We start from the raw sequence: 20,150 nt of genomic DNA on the forward strand, positions 1-20,150 counted from the left end.
CCTTCCTGTTGCTTAGCGATCGTTCAGTGAATCCTTGCATGCAAGCCCTGTACGGGTGTCGAACGGGCCCCACTTTCCTCGCCTCGATCCGTAAAAACAAGTGGCGCACGGGGAGTTGACCGTCCGGCGTGCCGCTCCTACGTTTTAGCGAACGCTCAGTAAGTCCCCGATCGTCGGCGGCGGGTCCGCCGTGCGCCGAGAGAGGAACCCATGAGCTCGAACTGCACCGACCCTCCCGGCCGCGCGGTCACGGGCCCGCTGGACGGTGTGCGCGTGGTCGAGTTGGCGGGGATCGGCCCCGGACCGTTCGCCGCGATGCTGCTCGCCGACCTGGGTGCCGACGTGGTCCGCGTGGACCGCCCCGGCCGCACCCCGCTCGGCGGCGACCCCGCACACGACCTGACCAACCGGAACAAGCGCTCCGTCGTCGTCGACCTCAAGTCGCCCGAAGGACCGGCCGCCGTACGGGCGTTGGCGGCGCGCGCCGACATCCTGCTGGAGGGATACCGGCCCGGCGTCGCGGAACGACTCGGCGTCGGCCCCGAGGACTGCATGGCCGGCCGGCCCGCCCTGGTGTACGGCCGGATGACCGGCTGGGGGCAGGACGGCCCGCTCGCCTCCCTCGCCGGGCACGACATCGGCTACATCGCCACCGCCGGCGCCCTCTCCATGATCGGAGCCCCGGACGGACCGCCCGTCCTTCCCGCCAACCTGCTCGGCGACTACGCGGGCGGCTCCCTCTACCTGACCACCGGCGTCCTCGCCGCGCTGGTCACCGCCCGCGCCACCGGACGCGGTCAGGTCGTGGACTGCGCCATCGTGGACGGCACCGCGCACCTGACGAGCCTCTTCTGGGGCATGCTCGCCGAGGGCACCTGGCGCGACGCCCGCGGCCACAACCTGCTCGACGGCGGCTGCCCCTACTACGGCGTGTACGAGACGTCCGACGGTGGCTGGATGGCGGTCGGCGCCCTGGAACCGGAGTTCTACCGGACGTACGTCTCCCTGCTCGGCCTCGACGCCGACGCGCTGCCCGACCGCGACGACCCGCGCAACTGGCCCGCTCTGCGCGCCGAGTTCGCCGCCCGCTTCCGGACCGCCGGCCGCGCCCGCTGGACGGCCGTCTTCGAGGGCACCGACGCCTGCGTCGCCCCCGTGCTCTCCCTGCGCGAGGCCGCCGAGCACCGGCACCTCACCGCGCGCGGCACCTACACCGACGCGCACGGCGTCACCCAGCCCGCCCCCGCACCTCGCTTCTCCCACACACCCGGCACCCTCAGGCTCCCCCCGGCCGTCCCCGGCGCCCACACCTCCGACGTGGCCCGCGACTGGGACGTGCCCGACCTGCTGAAGGACCACAGCTGATGGAACTGTCCTCACCCCTGGCCTACGCGGAGGACCCGCGCACCGCCGCCGACCGGGCCGCCACCCTGGAGGCCGCCGGACTCGACGCCGTCTGGGTCGCCGAGGCGTACGGCTTCGACTCCCCGACCGTGATGGGCTACCTCGCCGCGAAGACCGAACGGATGCGGATCGGCTCGGCCATCCTCAACGTCTACTCCCGCACCCCCGCGCTCATCGCCCAGACCGCGGCCGGACTCGACGCCCTCACCGGCGGACGCGCCGTCCTCGGCGTCGGTGCCTCCGGACCCCAGGTCGTCGAGGGTTGGCACGGCCGCCGCTACGACCGTCCGCTGGGCCGCGCCCGCGAGGTGATCGAGCTGTCCCGGCGGATCTGGCGCCGCGAGGTCATCGAGCACCACGGCATCACCGACCTGCCCGTCCCGCCCGAGAAGGGCGGCACCCTCGGCAAACCCCTCAAACTCCTGAACCACCCGGTCCGCGACGCCATTCCGGTCTACCTCGCCGCCCTCGGCCCGGCCGGTGTCCGCACGGCCGCCGAGATCGCCGACGGCTGGCTGCCGTTCCTGTACGCCCCCGAGCACGCCGCCAAGGTGTGGGGCCCGTCCCTGGCCGAGGGCACCGCTCGGCGCGACCCCGCGCTCGGCCCCCTCACCGTCGTCGCGGGCGGCCTGCTCGCCATCGGCGACGACGCCGAAGCCGTACGCGACCTGATGCGCCCCACGGTCGCCCTCTACGTCGGCGGCATGGGCGCGCCCGGCCGCAACTTCTACTACGACCTCGTCTGCTCCTACGGCTACGAGGCCGCCGCTTCCGCCGTCCAGGAGCACTACCTCGCCGGACGCAGGAAGGACGCCGAGGCCGCCGTACCGGCCGAACTGCTGGAGCAGCTCTGCCTGGCCGGACCCGAGGGCTACGTCCGCGACCGCGTCGAGGTGTTCCGCGAGGCGGGCGTGACCATGCTCAACGTCACCCCCGTAGGCCCCGACCCCGCCCGACTGATCGAGCACGTGAGGAGCTGGCTGTGACCTCCGGAGGCTCCCTGTACGGCCCCGACCACGAGGCCTTCCGCGAGACGGTGCGCACCTTCCTCGCCAAGGAGGTCGTCCCGCACCACGAACGCTGGGAGAAGGACGGGGTCGTCGACCGCGAGGTGTGGCGCTCGGCCGGCCGCCAGGGCCTGCTCGGCCTGGCCGTCGACGAGGAGTACGGCGGGGGAGGGACCGGCGACTTCCGCTACAGCGCCGTCCTCATCGAGGAGTTCGCCCGTGCCGGCGCCTCCGGGCTCGCCCTCAGCCTGCACAACGACATCGTCGGCCCGTACCTCACCCGGCTCGCGAACGACGAGCAGAAGCGCCGCTGGCTGCCCGGTTTCACCTCCGGCGACCTCATCACCGCCATCGCCATGACCGAACCCGGCGCCGGCTCCGACCTGCAGGGCATCCGCGCCACCGCCACCGACCAGGGCGACCACTACGTGCTCAACGGCACCAAGACGTTCATCTCCAACGGCATCCTCGCCGACCTGGTGATCGTGGTCGCCCGCACCACCCCCGAGGGCGGCGCGCACGGGCTGTCGCTGCTGGTCGTGGAGCGCGGCATGGAGGGCTTCGAACGGGGCCGCAACCTCGACAAGATCGGCCAGAAGGCCCAGGACACCGCCGAGCTGTTCTTCCAGGACGTCCGCGTCCCCAAGGAGAACCTGCTGGGGGAGGAGAACGGCGCCTTCGCCTCCCTCATGGGCAACCTCGCCCAGGAGCGGCTGGCCATCGCGGTCGGCGCCCTCGCCGCCGCCGAGGACCTCCTGGACATCACCACCCGTTACGTGAAGGAACGCGAGGCGTTCGGCGGACCGCTCGCCCGGCTCCAGCACATCCGGTTCGAGATCGCCGAGATGGCCACCGAGAACGCCGTCACCCGCGCCTTCCTGGACCGCTGCGTCGCCGAGCACAGCGCCGGCGAACTCGACGCCGTGCGCGCCTCGATGGCCAAGTGGTGGGCCACCGAGCTGAACAAGCGCGTGGTCGACCGCTGTCTGCAACTCCACGGCGGCTACGGCTACATGAGCGAGTACCGGGTGGCCAGGGCGTTCCTCGACAGCCGTATCCAGACCATCTACGGCGGCACCACCGAGATCATGAAGGAGATCATCGGCCGCTCATTCCTGCGCTGACCCCTGGTCCGGCACCGCCCACTCCCGGCGAAAGGCCTCCCCGTGAGCACCGAAGCGTATGTGTACGACGCGATCCGCACCCCGCGCGGCCGTGGCAAGGCGAACGGCGCCCTGCACGGCACCAAGCCCGTCGACCTGGTCGTCGGCCTGATCCACGAGATCCGCGACCGTCTCCCCGGCCTCGACCCGGCCGCCGTCGACGACATCGTGCTCGGCGTGGTGAGCCCGCTGGGGGACCAGGGCGCGGACATCGCCCGCACCGCCGCCGTCCTCGCCGGGCTGCCGGACACGGTGGCCGGCGTCCAGGAGAACCGCTTCTGCGCCTCCGGGCTCGAAGCCGTCAACCTGGCCGCCATGAAGGTCCGTTCGGGCTGGGAGGACCTGGTCCTCGCGGGCGGTGTGGAGTCCATGTCCCGCGTCCCGATGGGCAGCGATGGCGGCGCCTGGTCGGCGGACCCGCGCACCAACCACGACACGGGTTTCGTCCCGCAGGGCGTCGGCGCCGACCTGATCGCCACCCTGGAGGGCTTCTCCCGGCACGACGTCGACTCCTACGCGGCGCTGTCCCAGGAGCGCGCGGCCGCGGCCTGGAAGGAGGGCCGCTTCGACCGCTCGGTCGTCCCCGTGCGGGACCGCAACGGCCTCGTGGTCCTCGACCGGGACGAGCACCTGCGGCCCGGCACCACCGCCGACTCCCTGGGCAGCCTCAAGCCGTCCTTCGCGGACATCGGCGACCTCGGCGGTTTCGACGCGGTGGCGCTGCAGAAGTACCACTGGGTGGAGCGGATCGAGCACGTCCACCACGCGGGGAACTCCTCCGGCATCGTGGACGGCGCCGCGCTCGTCGCCGTCGGCGGCAAGGAGGTCGGCGAGCGGTACGGGCTGACCCCGCGCGCGCGGATCGTCTCCGCCGCCGTGTCCGGCGCCGACCCCACGATCATGCTGACCGGTCCGGCGCCGGCCTCGCGCAAGGCGCTCGCCAAGGCCGGCCTGACCATCGACGACATCGACCTCGTCGAGATCAACGAGGCGTTCGCCGCGGTCGTCCTGCGCTTCGTGAAGGACATGGGCCTGTCGCTCGACAAGGTCAACGTCAACGGCGGCGCGATCGCCCTCGGCCATCCGCTCGGCGCGACCGGCGCCATGATCCTCGGCACCCTCGTCGACGAACTCGAACGCCAGGGCAGGCGCTACGGGCTGGCGACCCTGTGCGTCGGCGGCGGCATGGGCATCGCCACGGTCGTCGAACGCCTCTGACCCCTCCCCACGGATCCCCAGGAGCGCACCCGCATGAGCATCGAGTCCACGACCATCCGCTGGGAGCAGGACGACACCGGTGTCGTCACCCTCGTCCTCGACGACCCGTCCCAGTCCGTCAACACCATGAACGCGGCGTTCATCGACTCGCTGGACGCCGTAGCCGCCCGGCTCGCGGAGCAGCGCGACGGCGTTCGGGGCGTCATCGTCGCCTCCGCCAAGAAGAGCTTCTTCGCCGGCGGCGACCTGCGCGACCTGATCTCCGTCACGCCCGGGACCGCCGAGGCGTCGTACGAGGCGGGCATGCGGGTCAAGCGCTCGCTGCGCGTCCTCGAGACCCTGGGCAAGCCGGTCGTCGCCGCCATCGACGGGGCCGCACTGGGCGGCGGTTACGAGATCGCCCTCGCCTGCCACCACCGCATCGCCCTGGACGCCCCCGGCACCAAGGTCGGCTGCCCCGAGGTCACCCTGGGCCTGCTCCCGGGCGGCGGCGGAGTGACCCGCACGGTCCGCATGTTCGGCGTCACCGAAGCCCTGCGGAAGGTCCTCCTGGAGGGCACCCGGTACGGACCGGCCCGCGCCCTGGAGGCCGGGCTGGTCGACGAGATCGTCACCGACCCGGGTGAACTCCTCACGCGGGCCCGCGCGTTCATCGACGCGCACCCCGAGTCCGCGCAGCCCTGGGACGCCCCCGGCCACCGCATCCCGTCGAGCGCCGGGTTCGCGGCGAACCTCCCGGCCCTTCCCGCGCTGCTGAGGAAGAAGACCGGGGGCGCCCCCTGCCCGGCGCAGCGCAACATCCTCGCGGCGGCCGTGGAGAGCGCCCAGGTCGACGTCGACACGGCCTTCGCGATCGAGGCCCGGTACCTCACGGAGCTGGTCACCGGGCAGATCACCAAGAACATGATCCAGGCGTTCTTCTTCGACCGCCAGGCGGTCGAATCCGGGGCCGGGCGCCCCAAGGACGTCCCGGCCCGCACGGTGACCAGGGTGGCCGTGCTCGGCGCGGGCATGATGGGCGCGGGCATCGCCTACGCGTGCGCCCGCGCGGGCATCGACGTCGTACTGAAGGACGTCCACGCGGACGCGGCGGCCCGGGGCAAGGGCTACTCCGAGAAGCTGGTTGCCAAGGCGGTCGCGCGCGGCCGTTCGACGCGGGAGCAGGCGGATGCCCTGCTCGCCCGCATCACCCCGACGGCCGACCCGCGGGATCTGGCGGGCTGCGACGCGGTGATCGAGGCCGTCTTCGAGGACACCGCACTCAAGCACCGGGTGTTCCAGGACATCCAGCAGGTCGTCGCCCCCGACGCCCTGCTGTGCTCCAATACCTCCACCCTGCCCATCACCGTCCTCGCCAAGGGGGTCGAGCGGCCCCGCGACTTCATCGGGCTGCACTTCTTCTCACCCGTCGACAGGATGCCGCTGGTCGAGATCGTCAAGGGCGAGAAGACCGGCGAGGAGGCGCTGGCCCGGGCCTTCGACCTGGTGCGGCAGATCCGCAAGACCCCGATCGTCGTGAACGACTCGCGCGGCTTCTTCACCTCCCGCGTCATCGGCCGCTTCATCGACGAGGGCGTCGCGATGGTCGGCGAGGGCATCGAGCCCGCCTCCGTCGAGCAGGCCGCCGCCCAGGCCGGCTACCCCGCCAAGGTCCTCTCCCTGATGGACGAACTCACTCTCACCCTGCCGCGCCGCATCCGCGAGGAGAACCGGCGCGCGGTCGAGGCGGCGGGCGGCACCTGGGATCCGCACCCCGCCGACGCGGTCGTGGACCGCATGATCGACGCGTTCGGCCGCCCCGGCCGCTCCGGTGGCGCCGGGTTCTACGACTACGACGAGCAGGGCGGGCGCGTCGGTCTGTGGCCCGGACTGCGCGAGCACTTCACCGACCCCGCGCGGCAGCCCGCCGACCTCACCGAGCTGAAGGAGCGGATGCTCTTCGTCGAGGCGCTGGACGCGGTCCGCTGCCTGGAGGAGGGCGTCCTGGTCTCGGTGGCCGACGCCAACATGGGCTCGCTGCTCGGCATCGGCTTCCCGCCGTGGACGGGCGGCGTGCTCCAGTACATCAACGGCTACGACGGCGGACTGCCCGGCTTCGTGGCCCGCTCCCGCGCGCTCGCCGACCGCCACGGCGACCGCTTCACCCCGCCCGGGCTGCTGCTGCGCAAGGCCGAACGGGGCGAGACCTTCACCGACTCCTGAGCGGTTCCCCGGCACCGGGTACGCCCGCAGGGCTTCCCCCCGCCCCGGTCTCCCCAGACGTTCCCTCCCCGACCCGCAACGCTAGGAGGCCCCGATGACATCGGCACCCCGCACCGCAGGCGACCTGCCCGACGACCCCGCCGCCCGCACCCTGCCCCGGCTGCTGGCCCGCAACGCCCAGGCATACCCGGAACTCCCCGGTCTGTCCTGGCAGTCGGAGGACCCCGACACCGACTGGACGACCCTCACCTGGGCCGAGATCCACGAGCACACCCGCGCGCTCGCCGCCGGCTACCGGGCGCTGGGCGTCGGCCGGGGCGACCATGTGCTGCTGATGATGGCCAACCGGCCCGAGCACTGGCTGTCGGACCTGGCGCTGGTCCGCCTCGGCGCGATCCCGGTGAGCGTCTACGGCACCTCCGCCCCCGAGCAGATCACCCACATCGCCCGCAACTGCCGGGCCCGCCTCGCCGTCGTCGGAGGAGCGGAGCAACTACCCGTCTGGGAGCCGCTGCTGGCCGACTCCCGCACCCCGCTGGAGCGGCTGGTGGTGGCCGACGCGGGTGCGGAGGGGGATCACCTGCCCTACGCGTCGCTGCTCCGGGAGCCGGTGCCGGAGCGGTTCGCGAAGGAACTGGACAGCGCACGCCCCGAGGACCCGCTGACCGTCGTCTACACCTCGGGCACCACCGGTGAACCCAAGGGCGTCGTCCTCACCCACCGGGTGGTGCTCTCCAACGCGCTCGCGCTGGACGCCGTGGTCGAACTCCCGCCGCACGTCGAGCACATCTGCTACCTGCCGTTCGCGCACATCGCCGAGCGGATGCTGGGCATCTACCTGCCCTGTCACCGGGCCTCGCACGTGTATCTGTGCGCCGATCCGACGAAGGTCGGCGAGGTGGTGCGCAAGGTGCGTCCCGCGCAGTTCTTCGGGGTGCCGAGGATCTGGGAGAAGCTGTCGGCCGCCGTGCGGGCCGTGCTCTCGCTGATGCCGGACGATCAACGGGGCGTCATCGACGAGGCGTTCGCGGTGGGGCGCGAGCACGTCGGGTACCGCGAACGCGGCGAGACACCGCCGCCGGAGCTGGAGGAGCGCTACGCCCGCGTCCGCAAGGAGGTGCTGGTGCCGATGCTGGCGGCGGGCGGCCTGGACCGGGTGACCTGGTCGGCCAGCGCGTCGGCCCCGATGGCGGCCGACGTGGTGCGGTTCTGGGCCGGGTTCGGCATCGTCGTCATGGACGCCTGGGGGCTGACCGAGACGACGGGCGTGGCCACCAGCAACAGCCCGAGGACCGGCTTCCGGCTGGGCTCGGTGGGACGGCCGGTGGAGTCCGTGGAGATCCGCGTCGCCGACGACGGCGAGATCCTGGTGCGCGGCACGTCCGTGTTCGACGGCTACCTCCAGCCGGACGGCTCGGTGCGGTCCGCACTCGACGCGGACGGCTGGCTGGCCACCGGTGACATCGGCCGGATCGACGAGGACGGCTATCTCTGGCTCACCGACCGCAAGAAGGAGATGATCATCACCTCGACCGGCAAGAACGTCTCGCCGGCCCTGGTGGAGAACGCCCTCAAGGAACACCCGCTGATCGGCCAGGCGATGGTGCACGGCGACAACCGCTCCTACCTCGTCGCCCTGCTGGTCCTCGACGCGGAGGCCGCCCCGGCCTGGGCCACGCAGCACGGCATCGGGACGGACGGGGGTCTGTCGGCACTCGTCCGGCATCCGGAGATCCGGGCCGAGGTGGACCGCGCCGTGGCCGCCGCCAACACCCGGCTCAACCGCACCGAGCAGGTGAAGCGGTACGAGCTGCTGGCCGAGGAGTGGGGCCCGGCGACCGGCGAGCTGACGCCGTCGCTGAAGATGCGGCGCCGGGTCATCCGCGACAAGTACGCCAACGCCCTGACCTCGCTCTACGACGACTGAGCGCCCGCGTGGCGACGGCCGCCCGCCCCGTTCCCGGGGGCGGGCGGCCGTTCGCGTCCGTCCGCCTCAGAGCCCGTACGTCCTGCCGATCACGTCGCGTTGGATCTCGCTCGTCCCGCCGTACACCGTGGAGACGACCGCGGCCCGCAGATGCCGTTCCATGTCGAACTCCGTGGTGTAGCCGTAGCCGCCCATCATCTGCATGCCCTCCAGCGCCATGCGCTTGGCGAGCTCGGTGGCCTTCAGCTTCGCCATGGACGCCTCGCGCGAGAACAGCTTGTCCGGCTGCGCGTCGCAGTCCAGCGCCACCTCGCGCACCAGCAACCGGGTGCACTCGATCTCGGTGGCGAGGTCCGCGATCCGGTGCCGCAGCGCCTGGAACGAGCCGACGGGCCGTCCGAACTGCTCGCGCTCGCGGACGTAGGTGACGGCGTCGTCGAAGGCGCGGCGCGCCAGGCCCAGCATGTTCGCGGCGAGGAACAGCCGCTCGTGGTTCAGGCCGGCCATCAGCTGCTTCCAGCCGCCGTTCACCTCGCCGACGACGGAGTCCGCGGGCAGCCGTACGCCGGTGAGGTACACGTCGTTGACCTCGCGGCCCCGCATCGTCTCGATGCCCCGGATCTCCACGCCCGGGGTGCCGGCGGGCAGATGGAACATGGTCAGGCCGCCGTGCTTGTCCTCGCCGGTGCGGGCCACGAGGAGGATGCTCTCGGCGCAGTGCGCGTTGGAGATCCAGGTCTTCTGGCCGTCGATCACCCAGGTGCCGTCCCGCTCCTGCCGGGCCCGGCAGCGCAGCGCGCCCACGTCCGATCCGGCCCCCGGCTCCGACATCGCGATGGCCAGCACGTCCCCGCGCGCCACGCCGGTCAGCACCTCCCGCCGCTGCCGTTCGCCGCCGAACCGTTCGTACGCCTTCGCGGTGATGACGGTGGTGACGAACCCGCCGCACGGGACCATGCCGTACGACGTCTCCTCCAGGAAGAGGCAGGCGTCGGCCGTGCCACCGCCGGCGCCGCCGTACTCCTCGGGCAGACACACCCCGAGCCAGCCGAGGTCGGCGAGCCTGCGGTACAGCTCCGGATGGTGAGCCTCGCGGCCGCCGTCCGTCAGCGCGTCGCGCTGTTCCCGGGTACCGCATTCGCGCTTGGCGAAGTCTCGTACGGCCGCCGCGAACGCGGCCTGCTCCTCGGTGAGTCGACTGCCCATCAGGTCCTCCGGGATCCGGGTGCCGGTCGGTGGCTCGGTCGGGTGGGGCACGCAGTGAGATACGAAGAAGGGGATACAAAGATATGGTAGTTGTGTCAGCGTTTCTGGGGGAGTCGTTCGCCGGTATCGTGAGGAGCACCATGAGAACTGACACGAACGACTCGTGGCTCGCCCGGGCCCTGGCGCGGCCGGAGCCGGAGGACGACACGGCACGGCGCATCCTCGACGCGGCCCTGGAGCAGTTCACGCTCCTCGGGGTGCGCCGCTCCTCCGTGGACGACGTCGCCAAGCGGGCCGGGGTCTCCCGGGTCACCGTCTACCGGCGCTTCCAGACCAAGGACAAGCTGGTCGAAGACACCCTGCTGCGTGAACTGGGCCGGTTCTTCGAGCGGCTCGACGCGGCGGTCGCCGGGCTGCCGACCATGCGGGAGCGGGTCGTCGAGGGGTTCGCGGTCGCGCTGCGCCACAGCCGCGCCCACCCGCTCCTCGGCGGCATGCTGCGGCTCGAACCCGAGGTCGTCCTGCCCTATCTGACCGTGCAGGGCGCCTCCTCGCTCTCGGCGACCGTCGAGTACCTGACCGCCCATCTGCGGCGCGCGCAGCAGGTCGAGGGCCGTCCCGACGACGACCCGCGACCGGTCGCGGAACTCATGGTGCGGGTCGCCGTGTCCTTCCTGCTCAACCCCAACAGCTGTATCGAGATGGAGGACGAGGACCAGGCCCGCGCCTTCGCCCGGCGCTACCTGGCCCCCCTGCTGGACGCCTGACCGCCGGCGCCGCTCAGCGGCGCCGGTGCAGCGCCCGGGCCACCCGCACCGCCCGCTCCCGTGTGGCCGCCGGGACCGCGAACGAGGTCAGCGCGATCGCCGGGGCGAACCGCTGCACGGTCACCGACTGCACCGACGTGAACGCCCGCAGCCCCTCCTCGCCGTGGATCCGCCCGAACCCGGAGTCCCCCGACCCGCCGAACGGCAGCGACGGAACGGCAGCGAAGCCCAGCACCGAGTTCACCGACACCGCGCCCGCGCGCAGCCGCGCCGCGATCACCGCCCCCGCGCGCCCGCTGCCGCAGAACACCGCGGCCCCCAGCGCGTAACGGGACGCGTTGGCGCGTTCCACCGCCTCGTCCACGCCCGCCACCGCGTTGACCGCGACGACCGGCCCGAACGTCTCCTCCGTCATCGCCGCCGCGTCCTCCGGCACCTCGGTCAGCACGACCGGGGCGACATACGGAGCGCGTACCGACTCGGGTCCGCCCAGCGCGGCCCGCGCGCCCGCCGACAGGGCGCCGCTCACATGCCGCTCGACGACGGACACCTGAGTCGGCAGCGTCATCGGGCCGTAGACGGACTCCGCGTCGTCCCCGGTGCGCAGCGCGCCGGCCAGCTTCACCACCCGTGCGCACAACTCCTCGTGCACCTCCCGCACCGCGTACACGCGCTCCACGCCCGCGCACGTCTGCCCCGCGTTGCTCAGCGCGCCCCAGACGATCGCGTCGGCGGCGGCGTCCAGGTCGGCGTCCGCGGTGACGATCACCGCGTCCTTGCCGCCGCACTCGGCGAGGAACGGCGTCAGCGACTCCGCGCACACCGCCATCACCGCCCGGGCCGTTCCCGGCGACCCGGTGAACGCCAGCTTGTCGACACCGGACCGCGCCAGGGCCTCGCCCGTGGACGCCGCCCCGGTGACGGTGCTCAGCAGCCCGGCGTGCTCGGGTACGGCGGTGTCGAACAGCTCCGCCAGCAACAGCCCCGTGCCCGGCGTCAGTTCGGACGGCTTGAAAACCACCGCGTTCCCGGCGGCCAGGGCGTAGCCGATCGACCCCATCGGGGTGTAGAGGGGGTAGTTCCACGGGCCGATGACCCCGACGACACCGAGCGGCCGGTGCACCAGCGAGGCCCGCTGGTGCACGGTGAACAGCCCGGTCCGCACCCTCCGCCGGCTCAGGACCCGTCCGGCGTTGCGGGCGGCCCACGCCAGGTGCTCCAGCGTGAGCACGACCTCCAGCGCGGCGTCACCGGCCGGCTTGCCGGTCTCCTCCGCGATCGTGGCGGCCACCCGGTCCAGTTCGGCGGCGATGGCCTTCTTCCACCGCAGCAGATGGTCCCGGCGCCGCGGCGCGGACAGCGCGGCCCACCTTGCCTGGACCACCCGGGCCCGCGCCACCGCACGGTCGACGTCCGCGGGCCCGTGCACCGGGTGCTCGGCGATCGGCTTGCCGGTGGCGGGGGAGTGCGTGCTGAAGGTCGCGGTCTGCGGGGCGGCGGCCGGGGTGGTGTCGGTCATCGGTTCTCCTGACGGTGGGCGGGGACGGCGGACGACCCCGGGGGCGTGGCAACCCCCTGCGGCGACTCCTCGTCGTGGAGTGGTGCGGGCGGACGGGAGTGCGCCCAGTGCGGACCCAGGTCGTCCAGGGTCCAGCCGAAGGGGTAGGTGCGCGGCTTCGGGCCGCGCGGGAACCTCTCGGGCCGGGCGGGCAACAGCCGGATGCACGCGGCCCGGACGCGCAGCGCGCGGCGGGCGGCGGTGCGCAGCCCGCGCGGCTGCGGCCGGAAGCCCAGCGCGGTCAGCAGCGGTTCGTCCAGCACGGCGAGCGCCACCCGCGTGGCCACGCGCCGCAGCGGGCCCGGGTACCAGGCGGCCATCACCCGCAAAGTGGCCGCGGCGACACGGCGGTTGGCGGGATCGTAGGCGAACTGCTCACGCTCGTACGCGTCATGCAGCCGCTCGAACTCGGCGTAGGTGCCGGGCACGCCGGAGATGCCCATCATCTCGCCCATCCGCCGGCCCACCAGCGCCAGACTCTCGGTCTCCTGCTCGCACAGGCGCCGCCAGCCGAACCGGTCGATCCACCGCTTCGGTCCCACCACCGTGGTGGCCAGGACGTAGAGGTAGTCGTCGTTGAGGATGCGGTACCGGCCGTGGATACGGCTGAGGTGCCGGGCGGCGGTACGGCCGTGCTCCGAGTCCATCCCGTCGCGCACCATCTCGTACGCGATCAGCACCGTGTCGTCGTAGCGCTTCTGCCCGGCACGCTCGAACTCCTGCGTCCGGTCGAGCAGTTGGGAGATGCGCGGGACGCCGTAGTCACGCAGGAACGCGATCGACGTGCCATGGAGATAGTCGCGGGGGAACTCGTACTGCGTGATCCAGCGGTAGATCTGCTCGAAGTCCTGCTGCGGGTCCATCTGCCGGATGCGGGCGAGCCGGCTGTAGCGGCCCATGGCTGATCCCTCCTGTCGGCATCGCGGCATCGGCCGGGCTGATGCCATGGGGAGCACCGGGTGTGAGTCGATGATACTGAAGCTATTGACTTGTATCATCTGGCGTCAATACTCCGGACGCGGCAACCTGGTGCGTCCTGGGACGGTCCGGCCGGCCCTGACGGGGGTTCAGGCATGACAAGCTGGGCTCACCCGTCCCCCCGAACCCAGGAGGTCACCATGACCGCAGAGCAGCCCGCCACGGAAGGTTCGGAACCGGCCGACGCCGAGACGTCGTCCCTGACGCCGGACGAAGGCGGCGCCTACGACCTGAAGCGCAAGTTCCGTGAGGCCCTGGCCCGCAAGCACGGCGCGCAGGCCGACGCGGCCGAGGTCGCCGGGCACGCGAACGGGTCGAAGGTGCGCTCGGCCCACGGCCCGGCCGCGAGCCAGCGGTCGTTCCGCCGGAAGAGCGGCGGCTGATCCCACCGGGGGGGAGAAGCGCCGAAGGGGGCGCCGGCCTGTGGCCGGTGCCCCCTTCTTCTGACCCGCTGTCCCGCTGTCCGTCCGGTCAGTTCTTGATCGCGACCCCGGCGACGGAGACGTCGGGCGCGTCCGCGTCCGGCGCGTCGGGGTCCGGACGCCAGGAGGCCGTGGCGACGACCCCGGGCTCGACCAGCTCCAGGCCGGTGAAGTAGGAGGCGATGTCCTGCGGCGATCGGAGGTGGTAGGTGTTGGCCGACTGCTGGTTGTAGGCCGCGACCGCCGCGTTCAGCGCCTCGTTGGTGTTCGTGCCGTCGCTGAGCGCCAGATAGCTGCCCGCGGGCAGCCCGGCGAGCAGGGCGCTCACCAGCTCCGCGGGACGGTCGTCGTCCGAGATCTGCCCCATGATGCCGAGCATGGTGAGGGCGACGGGGCGGCTGAAGTCGAGCGTCTTGGCGGCCTGGGCCAGGATCCGCTCCGGATCGCGGACGTCCGCGTCCACATAGGCGCAGGCCCCCTCGTCGCTGCTGGTGAGCAGCGCCTCGGCGTGCACCAGCACGAGCGGGTCGTTGTCCACGTACACGATCCGGCTCTCGGGCGCGATGCGCTGGGCCAGCTCGTGCGTGTTGTCCGCCGTCGGCAGGCCCGTCCCGATGTCCAGGAACTGCCGGATGCCGGCCTCCCGCACCAGGAAGCGCACGGCACGCGCGAGGAACCGCCGCTGCAGCCGGGCGACGGCGGCGAACTCCGGGAACGTGGACAGGATGGCGTCGCCGACCTCGCTGTCGACCGGGTAGTTGTCCTTGCCGCCCAGCAGGTAGTTCCAGACCCGCGCCGAATGGGGGCGATCGGTCTGCAGCCTCGCCACGATGTCGGCGGGCGAAGATTCCGAGGATTCCATGGGGACAGCTTCACACAACGTGGTGATCGAAGTGATCAACTACGGCGATTTCCATCGGACTTCATCGGGGCCCCGCGATCCGCGTACCGGTGGCGGTCGCGGGGGCGGTCCTGCCTGGTTGACGGTCGGGCCGGGCGCCGGTTACGTTCGATTGGAATGAAGATTCTAGAGGGGTCGTTCTGATACGGCTCCGTACCAGGAGTGGCGCACCATGACCGCAACACCTCCCACCGCCCTCGTGATCGCCGGAAGCAGCGGCATCGGCGCCGCCTCCGCGCGCGAACTGGCCGCGCGCGGCCACCGCGTGGCGGTGCTGGCGCGCGGCGAGGGAGCGGTCGCGCTGGCCGAGGAGCTCGGCGGCCTCGCCATCCGGGGCGACTACACGCAGGCCGGAGTCGTCGAGGAGGCCGTCGAGCGGGTGGTCTCGCTCTGGGGACGGCTGGACGTGCTGGTCAACAGCGCCGGTCACGGCCCGAAGGGAAAGCTCCAGGAGCTGACCGACGACGACTGGGCCACCGGCTTCGACCTGTACTTCTACAACGTGGTGCGGGCCTGCCGCGCAGCCCTGGCACCGATGCGCGCCCAGGGCGGCGGCAGCATCGTCAACATCTCCTCGGCCAGCCCCGCCGAGCCCTCGCCCCGCTTCCCCACCTCGATGGTCGCCCGCGCCGCGATGACGACCTGGACCAAGCTGTGGGCGGACGAGGTGGCCGCGGACGGCATCCGGGTCAACAACGTGCTGCCCGGATACACCGTCGCCGACCCGGAGACCGTTCCGGACGCGTGGACCTCCGCGATCCCCCTCGGCCGGGCCGCCGCCTACCAGGAGGTCGCCCGGACCGTGGCCTTCGTGGCCTGCGACGCCACCTACACCACCGGGCAGAACCTGCGCGTCGACGGCGGACTCACCCGCGGCGTGTGAGCCGCTACCGCGCCTCGGCGGCCTGGCGGGCGTAGTCGTCCACCAGGCCCTCCAGGGCCCGCGCGGCCATGTCCGCGTACCCGGCGAAGTCCAGCTCCAGGTGCACGTCGGAGTTGGCGTGCACATAGAAGCCGTCGGTCAGCGCCAGGCTCAGCACGGTGAGCCGGGTGGGCAGTTCGGGGAAGCGCTCGACGACGTCCACGGGGACGGACTCGGTGATCCGCTCGACGTCCACCTTGAACATCTCCACCCGCATCCGCAGATACGCCGCGCGGACCTCGTTGTCCTCGCCCAGACCGCCCAGCTGCCTGCTCAGCGCCCAGATCGCGGCGGCCTTGAGCAGCGCCTCCTCCTTGGTGTAGTGCTCGGGGTCGGCGCCGGACAGGCCGGCGATGCCCCGGGACAGTTTGCGGCGCAGCCCCTCCGGGCCGGAGTGGAGCTCCATCCAGGCCTTGTAGCAGTGCTCGAGCAGGGCGACGAAGAGCTGTTCCTTGCTCTTGAAGTGCCAGTAGACCGAGCCGATCGGCAGACCGGAGGACGCGCTGACCGCCGCCATGGTCGTGCCCTGGTAGCCGTGCTCCAGTGCCAGGTCCAGCGCCGCCAGCAGGATCTGCTCCCGGCTCCTGTCCGAGCGGGCCTGCCGCGTGCCCCTGGTGCCCTCGCCCTGCCGTGTGCTCCGCGTCATGCCGCCACCCCGTCGCCGTCCGTCATACGTACCGTGTCACCAGCGCCGTCATTCTAGAACGGCGCTACTAGCAGCAGGCCGGTGCGGGACCGAAGTGGCCGCACGGTACGGCTCTCTCCGGTCCCGCCGAGGTCTCCGGTGCCCGCCTTCACCACGTCACGCGGCGCAGGCGGCCTCCAGGACCCGGGCCACCACGTCGTCGAGCTCCTGCGTCAGGCACTCGGCGGCGATCACATGGTCGGGGCGGAGGACCACCGCGCCCACCGGCCGCGCGTCGAACCACGCCTGCAGGCTCGCCTCGCCGCCGAGGTCACCGACGACGGTGACACCGGCCGTGGCCCGCTTGCGCGCCCACGGGAGCTGCGCCTTCGGCACCACCTGCACGAGACGCGCGCCGAACCGGTCCAGCGCGGCACGGCTCTCCGCCGACAGGAACACCGCCGGGTCGTTGTTCCAGGTGAGGATCCGCCAGCCCTGACCGGTCGCGTCGTCCAGCAGCATCTCGACGCCGTCGGCGTCGGTGGCCGTCGGCTGCGGGAAGATCGTGCCCGCCAGCCGGGGCACGTCACGGGCGGGCAGCGACTTGGACACCGGCAGCGGGGTGTGCACCACGACACCGCGGTCGAACTTCGGCTGCGGCTTGAACGCCTGCCGCTTCTGCGCCTCCCGCTCCTCGGGCGTACGGAAGGCGGCGATCCGGTCGCGTTCGGCGGCCTTCTCCGGATCGTGGTCCGTCATCTCCTTGGCCATCCGCAGGGAGACGGCCACCATCTGCGTGACATGGCCGAGCCGTTCGGTCTCGTACGTGTCCAGCAGACCGTCGTGCGCCAGGCCCTTGACGACGGCCGCCAGCTTCCAGCCGAGGTTGAACGCGTCTCGGATACCGGAGTTCCACCCCTGCCCGCCGACGACGGGCATGACATGGGCGGCGTCACCGGCCAGGAAGATCCGCCCGTGCCGGAACCGCCCGGCGATCCGGGCGTGGTGCCGGTAGACGCGGCGGCGGATGATGTCCAGCTTCGACGGGTCCGGCACATGCGGCGCCAGCAGGCCGAACACGAACGCGTCGTCCTCGACCTCGGCCTCGCCCTCGTGCTCGAAGAGGGTGAACTCCCAGCGCCGGATGCCGTGCGGCAGCGCGATGGAGGCGTAACTGCGGGCCGGGTCACCGCCGAAGACGGCGTGGGGCGTGCCGATCGGGTCGTTGGCCACGTCGATCACGATGCCGTCGGTCGGCCGTGTCTCGCCCTCGAAGGAGATGCCGAGGCGCTTGCGGGTGGGGGAGGACCCGCCCTCGGCGGCGACGACGTACCGCGCGCGCACCGTGCCGCCGTCCCCGAGCGTGGCGACCACGCCGTCGGCGTCCTCGGCGAGATCCACGACCTCGGCGCCGAAGCGCGCGGCCGCGTTGGGGAAGCGGTCGAGGCCGGCGAGCAGCACCCGGTCGACCAGCGGCTGCACGAAGCCGTTGCGGCGCGGCCAGCCGAACTCCCGTGTCGTGGGGTTCACTTCGGAGAGGATCGCCCCCTCACCGTTGATCATGTAGATCTTCTGGTCCGGGATGGTGTGCGGCAGCACGTCCTCCACCAGGCCGGCGGTCTGCATCGCGCGCAGCGCCTCGTCGTCGATGCCCACGGCACGCGGGTAGTCGACCAGTTCGTGCTCCCGCTCGACGACGAGGACGTCGATGCCCTGCTGCCCGAGCAGATTGGCCAGGGTCAGGCCGACCGGACCCGCCCCGACGACGAGGACGTCGCAGGCCTTCTTCATGTGGTGCTCCGTGCGGATCGTGCCGGGCCCAGCCCGGCGATGGTGTCGCCGAACGCGCGGTTCAGCAGGACGAGATCGATGCCGAGGCCCACGTAGTCGACGAGGCCGTCGGCGAACAGGCCGGCCGCGTACTCGGGCCGGCCGGAGTAGATGCCGAGGGTGACGCCGTGCGCGCGCGTCACCTCCCGGAGGTGGGTGATCGCCTCGCGCACGGGGCCGTCCTCCCAGTCGCCGCGTCCCGGCAGCCCGTAGGAGACGGCCAGGTCGGCGGGGCCGATGTAGACGGAGTCCAGTCCGGGCACCGAGACGATCTCCTCGGCGCGTTCGAGGCCGGCCACCGTCTCGATCTGGGCGATGGCCGACACGGCCAGGTTGCCCGCGTCGGTGTACGCGTCGCCCCGGTACAGCGCGGGCCGGGACGGGCCCAGGCTGCGGTTGCCGGCCGGCGGGTACTTGGTGGCGGCGACCAGCGCCTCGGCCTGGGACCGGGACTCGACGGTCGGCGCGACGATCCCGCGCGCCCCGCTGTCGAGCAGCCGCAGGATCGGCGCGGGATCCAGCGAGCCCACCCGGGCGTACGCGTAGGCGTTGTCCCGAGGGATCGAGCGCAGGATGCCGCAGGCCGCCTCCAGCCCCAGCTCGCCGTGCTGGAGGTCCAGGATCACACCGTCGTACCCGGCGGCCACCGCCCACTCCGGGACGGAGAACGCGGGCACCGTCTGGTGGTACAGGACCGGCTTCCGGTCGCCGAGCGCCTCCCGCTTCACCGGGCGGCTCCTTCCTGCCCGGCCACGCGCGCGGCGTGCGCCGCGGCCGCCCGGCCGCCGAAGACCGGCACGATCTCCCGGCGGGCGAACAGCCACCGGCCGTCCACCCTGCGGTAGCGCTCGCGGAACTCACCGACGGAGGCGGGCAGGGTCTGCGGCTCGTTGGTGTCGCGGAAGGTGAGGTACTGCACGGTCCCCTCGACCTCGTCCCCGTCAGCGGCCCACACCAGCCGGATCCCGCCGATGTGGTGCCGGCCCACGACGTCGGTCTGCAGTGCCCGCTTGGCGCCCCACGCCTTCATGGCCTCGCGGTCCATGTCGCCCATCGGGCCGACGGAGACGCCGTCCTCCGTATACAACTCCCAGGTGGTGTCCGCCCGGTTGTGGTCCAGGCGGTGGAGCATCTCCGCGATGAGCTGCTCGATCTCGACGCGGGTGGTCGCGTCGACGGGACGGTAGTCGGTCATGGTCAGCCCTTCGTTTCCGCGGTCGCGACCACGCGACCCAGTCCGGTGATGGTGGCGACGCACTCGACGTCGGCGGGCCACGGCTCGATGTAGCCGATGGACCCGGACAGCAGCACCTCGCCGGCCCGCAGCGGTTCGCCGGTGCGGATCGCGGTCTCGGCGAGCCAGATCACCGCGTTGACCGGGTCGCCCAGCACGTTGCGGCCGACGCCACGCGTGATCTCGGTGCCGCCGCCCGTGATGACCAGCTCCACGTCCCGCAGGTCGACTTCGCCGTACGGGTGCCGCTCCTCGCCGAGGACGACGCCGCTGCAGCCCGCGTTGTCCGCGATGGTGTCGACGATCTGCCCGACCGAGCCGCCGTAGCGGAAGTCGACGGCCTCGAACGCGGGGGTCACGTAGTCGATCGCGGCCTCGACGGCCTCGCGGGACGGGTCCAGGACGTCGTCCTTGAGTACGAACGCGACCTCGGCCTCGATGAGCAGCCGGTTGTACGAGGACAGCGGCAGGCGGGTGCCCGAGGGGTGCACCATGTCGTCGTGGATGATCCCGTAGTCGGGCTCGTCGATGCCGACGCGCTGCTGCACGAGCGGGTTGGTCAGGCCGACCTTGCGGCCCACCCGCTTCACCCCCAACTCGCTCTCGCGCAGGGCGGCGAAGGCGGCGGAGATGGCGTAGGCCGTGTCGAGGTCGCGCTCCGGGAGCCGGGGGCTCACGTACGGCACCGTGTACACGCCGCGCTGGGCCTCGAACAGCTCGCGGGCGATCTGGCTGATGGTCTCCCGGGTGACGCTCACTCCGGTCCTTTCGTCAGGCATGCTTCGG

The 20,150-nt window shown here is 72.3% G+C and carries 18 protein-coding genes; 9 read left to right on the forward strand and 9 right to left on the reverse strand.

Annotated features, from left to right (window positions below; all coding sequences use genetic code 11):
• Window positions 1–210 precede the first annotated feature (210 nt).
• From F8R89_RS31250 to F8R89_RS31275, 6 genes are all read left to right on the forward strand, one after another.
• Window positions 211–1,365 carry a CaiB/BaiF CoA transferase family protein gene (locus F8R89_RS31250; protein ID WP_151787103.1) on the forward strand — a complete coding sequence of 385 codons (1,155 nt, stop codon included), beginning with the start codon at window positions 211–213 and terminating at the stop codon, window positions 1,363–1,365.
• Window positions 1,365–2,390, forward strand: a complete 1,026-nt coding sequence (locus F8R89_RS31255; protein WP_151787104.1) for an LLM class F420-dependent oxidoreductase — start codon at window positions 1,365–1,367, stop codon at window positions 2,388–2,390. Before F8R89_RS31250 ends, F8R89_RS31255 begins: the two co-directional genes overlap by 1 nt.
• Window positions 2,387–3,535 (forward strand): acyl-CoA dehydrogenase family protein, encoded by a 1,149-nt coding sequence (locus F8R89_RS31260; protein ID WP_151787105.1) that lies wholly within the window; start codon window positions 2,387–2,389, stop codon window positions 3,533–3,535. The genes F8R89_RS31255 and F8R89_RS31260 overlap by 4 nt, the downstream gene beginning before the upstream one ends.
• Window positions 3,536–3,577: 42 nt before the next feature.
• The gene (locus tag F8R89_RS31265; protein ID WP_151787106.1) at window positions 3,578–4,792 is read left to right on the forward strand and encodes an acetyl-CoA C-acetyltransferase; all 1,215 of its coding nucleotides are present in this window, start codon (window positions 3,578–3,580) and stop codon (window positions 4,790–4,792) included.
• A gap of 33 nt (window positions 4,793–4,825) precedes the next feature.
• A complete protein-coding gene (locus F8R89_RS31270; protein WP_151787107.1) occupies window positions 4,826–6,994 on the forward strand; it encodes a 3-hydroxyacyl-CoA dehydrogenase NAD-binding domain-containing protein in 2,169 nt (722 codons plus the stop codon).
• Between the two features lie 94 nt (window positions 6,995–7,088).
• On the forward strand, window positions 7,089–8,921 hold the full coding sequence (locus F8R89_RS31275; protein ID WP_151787108.1) for an AMP-dependent synthetase/ligase: 1,833 nt from the start codon (window positions 7,089–7,091) through the stop codon (window positions 8,919–8,921).
• A 66-nt stretch (window positions 8,922–8,987) separates the two neighbouring features.
• Here the strand turns inward: F8R89_RS31275 and F8R89_RS31280 are convergent, their stop codons facing one another.
• Window positions 8,988–10,127 carry an acyl-CoA dehydrogenase family protein gene (locus tag F8R89_RS31280; protein ID WP_151787109.1) on the reverse strand — a complete coding sequence of 380 codons (1,140 nt, stop codon included), beginning with the start codon at window positions 10,125–10,127 and terminating at the stop codon, window positions 8,988–8,990.
• Window positions 10,128–10,267: 140 nt separating this feature from the next.
• Here F8R89_RS31280 and F8R89_RS31285 point away from each other — a divergent pair, with 140 nt between their 5' ends.
• Window positions 10,268–10,894: a TetR/AcrR family transcriptional regulator gene (locus tag F8R89_RS31285; RefSeq protein ID WP_151787110.1), complete on the forward strand. Its 627-nt coding sequence runs from the start codon at window positions 10,268–10,270 to the stop codon at window positions 10,892–10,894.
• A 13-nt stretch (window positions 10,895–10,907) separates the two neighbouring features.
• Here F8R89_RS31285 and F8R89_RS31290 read toward each other — a convergent pair whose 3' ends face one another.
• A complete protein-coding gene (locus F8R89_RS31290) occupies window positions 10,908–12,413 on the reverse strand; it encodes an aldehyde dehydrogenase family protein (RefSeq protein WP_151787111.1) in 1,506 nt (501 codons plus the stop codon).
• Window positions 12,410–13,351: an oxygenase MpaB family protein gene (locus F8R89_RS31295; RefSeq protein WP_151787112.1), complete on the reverse strand. Its 942-nt coding sequence runs from the start codon at window positions 13,349–13,351 to the stop codon at window positions 12,410–12,412. The genes F8R89_RS31290 and F8R89_RS31295 overlap by 4 nt, the downstream gene beginning before the upstream one ends.
• 219 nt (window positions 13,352–13,570) lie before the next feature.
• Here F8R89_RS31295 and F8R89_RS31300 point away from each other — a divergent pair, with 219 nt between their 5' ends.
• Window positions 13,571–13,813 carry a DUF5302 domain-containing protein gene (locus F8R89_RS31300; protein ID WP_151787113.1) on the forward strand — a complete coding sequence of 81 codons (243 nt, stop codon included), beginning with the start codon at window positions 13,571–13,573 and terminating at the stop codon, window positions 13,811–13,813.
• A gap of 88 nt (window positions 13,814–13,901) precedes the next feature.
• Here the strand turns inward: F8R89_RS31300 and F8R89_RS31305 are convergent, their stop codons facing one another.
• Window positions 13,902–14,714, reverse strand: coding sequence for an SAM-dependent methyltransferase (locus F8R89_RS31305; RefSeq protein WP_151787114.1), 813 nt, complete (start codon window positions 14,712–14,714; stop codon window positions 13,902–13,904).
• Window positions 14,715–14,925: 211 nt separating this feature from the next.
• On the opposite strand from F8R89_RS31305, the gene F8R89_RS31310 reads away from it, so the two are divergent.
• Window positions 14,926–15,636, forward strand: coding sequence for an SDR family oxidoreductase (locus F8R89_RS31310; RefSeq protein WP_151787115.1), 711 nt, complete (start codon window positions 14,926–14,928; stop codon window positions 15,634–15,636).
• A gap of 4 nt (window positions 15,637–15,640) precedes the next feature.
• Here the strand turns inward: F8R89_RS31310 and F8R89_RS31315 are convergent, their stop codons facing one another.
• The 5 genes from F8R89_RS31315 to F8R89_RS31335 all read right to left on the reverse strand — a co-directional run bounded on the left by F8R89_RS31315 (window position 15,641) and on the right by F8R89_RS31335 (window position 20,143).
• Window positions 15,641–16,321, reverse strand: coding sequence for a TetR/AcrR family transcriptional regulator (locus tag F8R89_RS31315; RefSeq protein ID WP_151787116.1), 681 nt, complete (start codon window positions 16,319–16,321; stop codon window positions 15,641–15,643).
• A 156-nt stretch (window positions 16,322–16,477) separates the two neighbouring features.
• On the reverse strand, window positions 16,478–18,091 hold the full coding sequence (locus F8R89_RS31320; RefSeq protein WP_151787117.1) for a bifunctional 3-(3-hydroxy-phenyl)propionate/3-hydroxycinnamic acid hydroxylase: 1,614 nt from the start codon (window positions 18,089–18,091) through the stop codon (window positions 16,478–16,480).
• Window positions 18,088–18,858: an HpcH/HpaI aldolase family protein gene (locus F8R89_RS31325; RefSeq protein ID WP_151787118.1), complete on the reverse strand. Its 771-nt coding sequence runs from the start codon at window positions 18,856–18,858 to the stop codon at window positions 18,088–18,090. Before F8R89_RS31325 ends, F8R89_RS31320 begins: the two co-directional genes overlap by 4 nt.
• Window positions 18,855–19,325: a nuclear transport factor 2 family protein gene (locus F8R89_RS31330; RefSeq protein WP_151787119.1), complete on the reverse strand. Its 471-nt coding sequence runs from the start codon at window positions 19,323–19,325 to the stop codon at window positions 18,855–18,857. Before F8R89_RS31330 ends, F8R89_RS31325 begins: the two co-directional genes overlap by 4 nt.
• A 2-nt stretch (window positions 19,326–19,327) precedes the next feature.
• Entirely contained in the window at window positions 19,328–20,143 is an 816-nt protein-coding gene (locus tag F8R89_RS31335) for a 2-keto-4-pentenoate hydratase (RefSeq protein ID WP_225994551.1), read from the reverse strand.
• Window positions 20,144–20,150: the final 7 nt, after the last annotated feature.

It is taken from the genome of Streptomyces sp. SS1-1, assembly GCF_008973465.1.
Taxonomy (GTDB): domain Bacteria; phylum Actinomycetota; class Actinomycetes; order Streptomycetales; family Streptomycetaceae; genus Streptomyces.

What these genes read in the sequence shown, in the direction of transcription:
- F8R89_RS31330 (WP_151787119.1), bottom strand. Translation starts at nt 19,325, where the DNA reads ATGACCGACTACCGTCCCGTCGACGCGACCACCCGCGTCGAGATCGAG.
- F8R89_RS31250 (WP_151787103.1), top strand. Translation starts at nt 211, where the DNA reads ATGAGCTCGAACTGCACCGACCCTCCCGGCCGCGCGGTCACGGGCCCG.
- F8R89_RS31300 (WP_151787113.1), top strand. Translation starts at nt 13,571, where the DNA reads ATGACCGCAGAGCAGCCCGCCACGGAAGGTTCGGAACCGGCCGACGCC.
- F8R89_RS31295 (WP_151787112.1), bottom strand. Translation starts at nt 13,351, where the DNA reads ATGGGCCGCTACAGCCGGCTCGCCCGCATCCGGCAGATGGACCCGCAG.
- F8R89_RS31285 (WP_151787110.1), top strand. Translation starts at nt 10,268, where the DNA reads ATGAGAACTGACACGAACGACTCGTGGCTCGCCCGGGCCCTGGCGCGG.
- F8R89_RS31275 (WP_151787108.1), top strand. Translation starts at nt 7,089, where the DNA reads ATGACATCGGCACCCCGCACCGCAGGCGACCTGCCCGACGACCCCGCC.
- F8R89_RS31290 (WP_151787111.1), bottom strand. Translation starts at nt 12,413, where the DNA reads ATGACCGACACCACCCCGGCCGCCGCCCCGCAGACCGCGACCTTCAGC.
- F8R89_RS31270 (WP_151787107.1), top strand. Translation starts at nt 4,826, where the DNA reads ATGAGCATCGAGTCCACGACCATCCGCTGGGAGCAGGACGACACCGGT.
- F8R89_RS31255 (WP_151787104.1), top strand. Translation starts at nt 1,365, where the DNA reads ATGGAACTGTCCTCACCCCTGGCCTACGCGGAGGACCCGCGCACCGCC.
- F8R89_RS31310 (WP_151787115.1), top strand. Translation starts at nt 14,926, where the DNA reads ATGACCGCAACACCTCCCACCGCCCTCGTGATCGCCGGAAGCAGCGGC.
- F8R89_RS31320 (WP_151787117.1), bottom strand. Translation starts at nt 18,091, where the DNA reads ATGAAGAAGGCCTGCGACGTCCTCGTCGTCGGGGCGGGTCCGGTCGGC.
- F8R89_RS31280 (WP_151787109.1), bottom strand. Translation starts at nt 10,127, where the DNA reads ATGGGCAGTCGACTCACCGAGGAGCAGGCCGCGTTCGCGGCGGCCGTA.
- F8R89_RS31315 (WP_151787116.1), bottom strand. Translation starts at nt 16,321, where the DNA reads ATGACGCGGAGCACACGGCAGGGCGAGGGCACCAGGGGCACGCGGCAG.
- F8R89_RS31305 (WP_151787114.1), bottom strand. Translation starts at nt 14,714, where the DNA reads ATGGAATCCTCGGAATCTTCGCCCGCCGACATCGTGGCGAGGCTGCAG.
- F8R89_RS31335 (WP_225994551.1), bottom strand. Translation starts at nt 20,143, where the DNA reads ATGCCTGACGAAAGGACCGGAGTGAGCGTCACCCGGGAGACCATCAGC.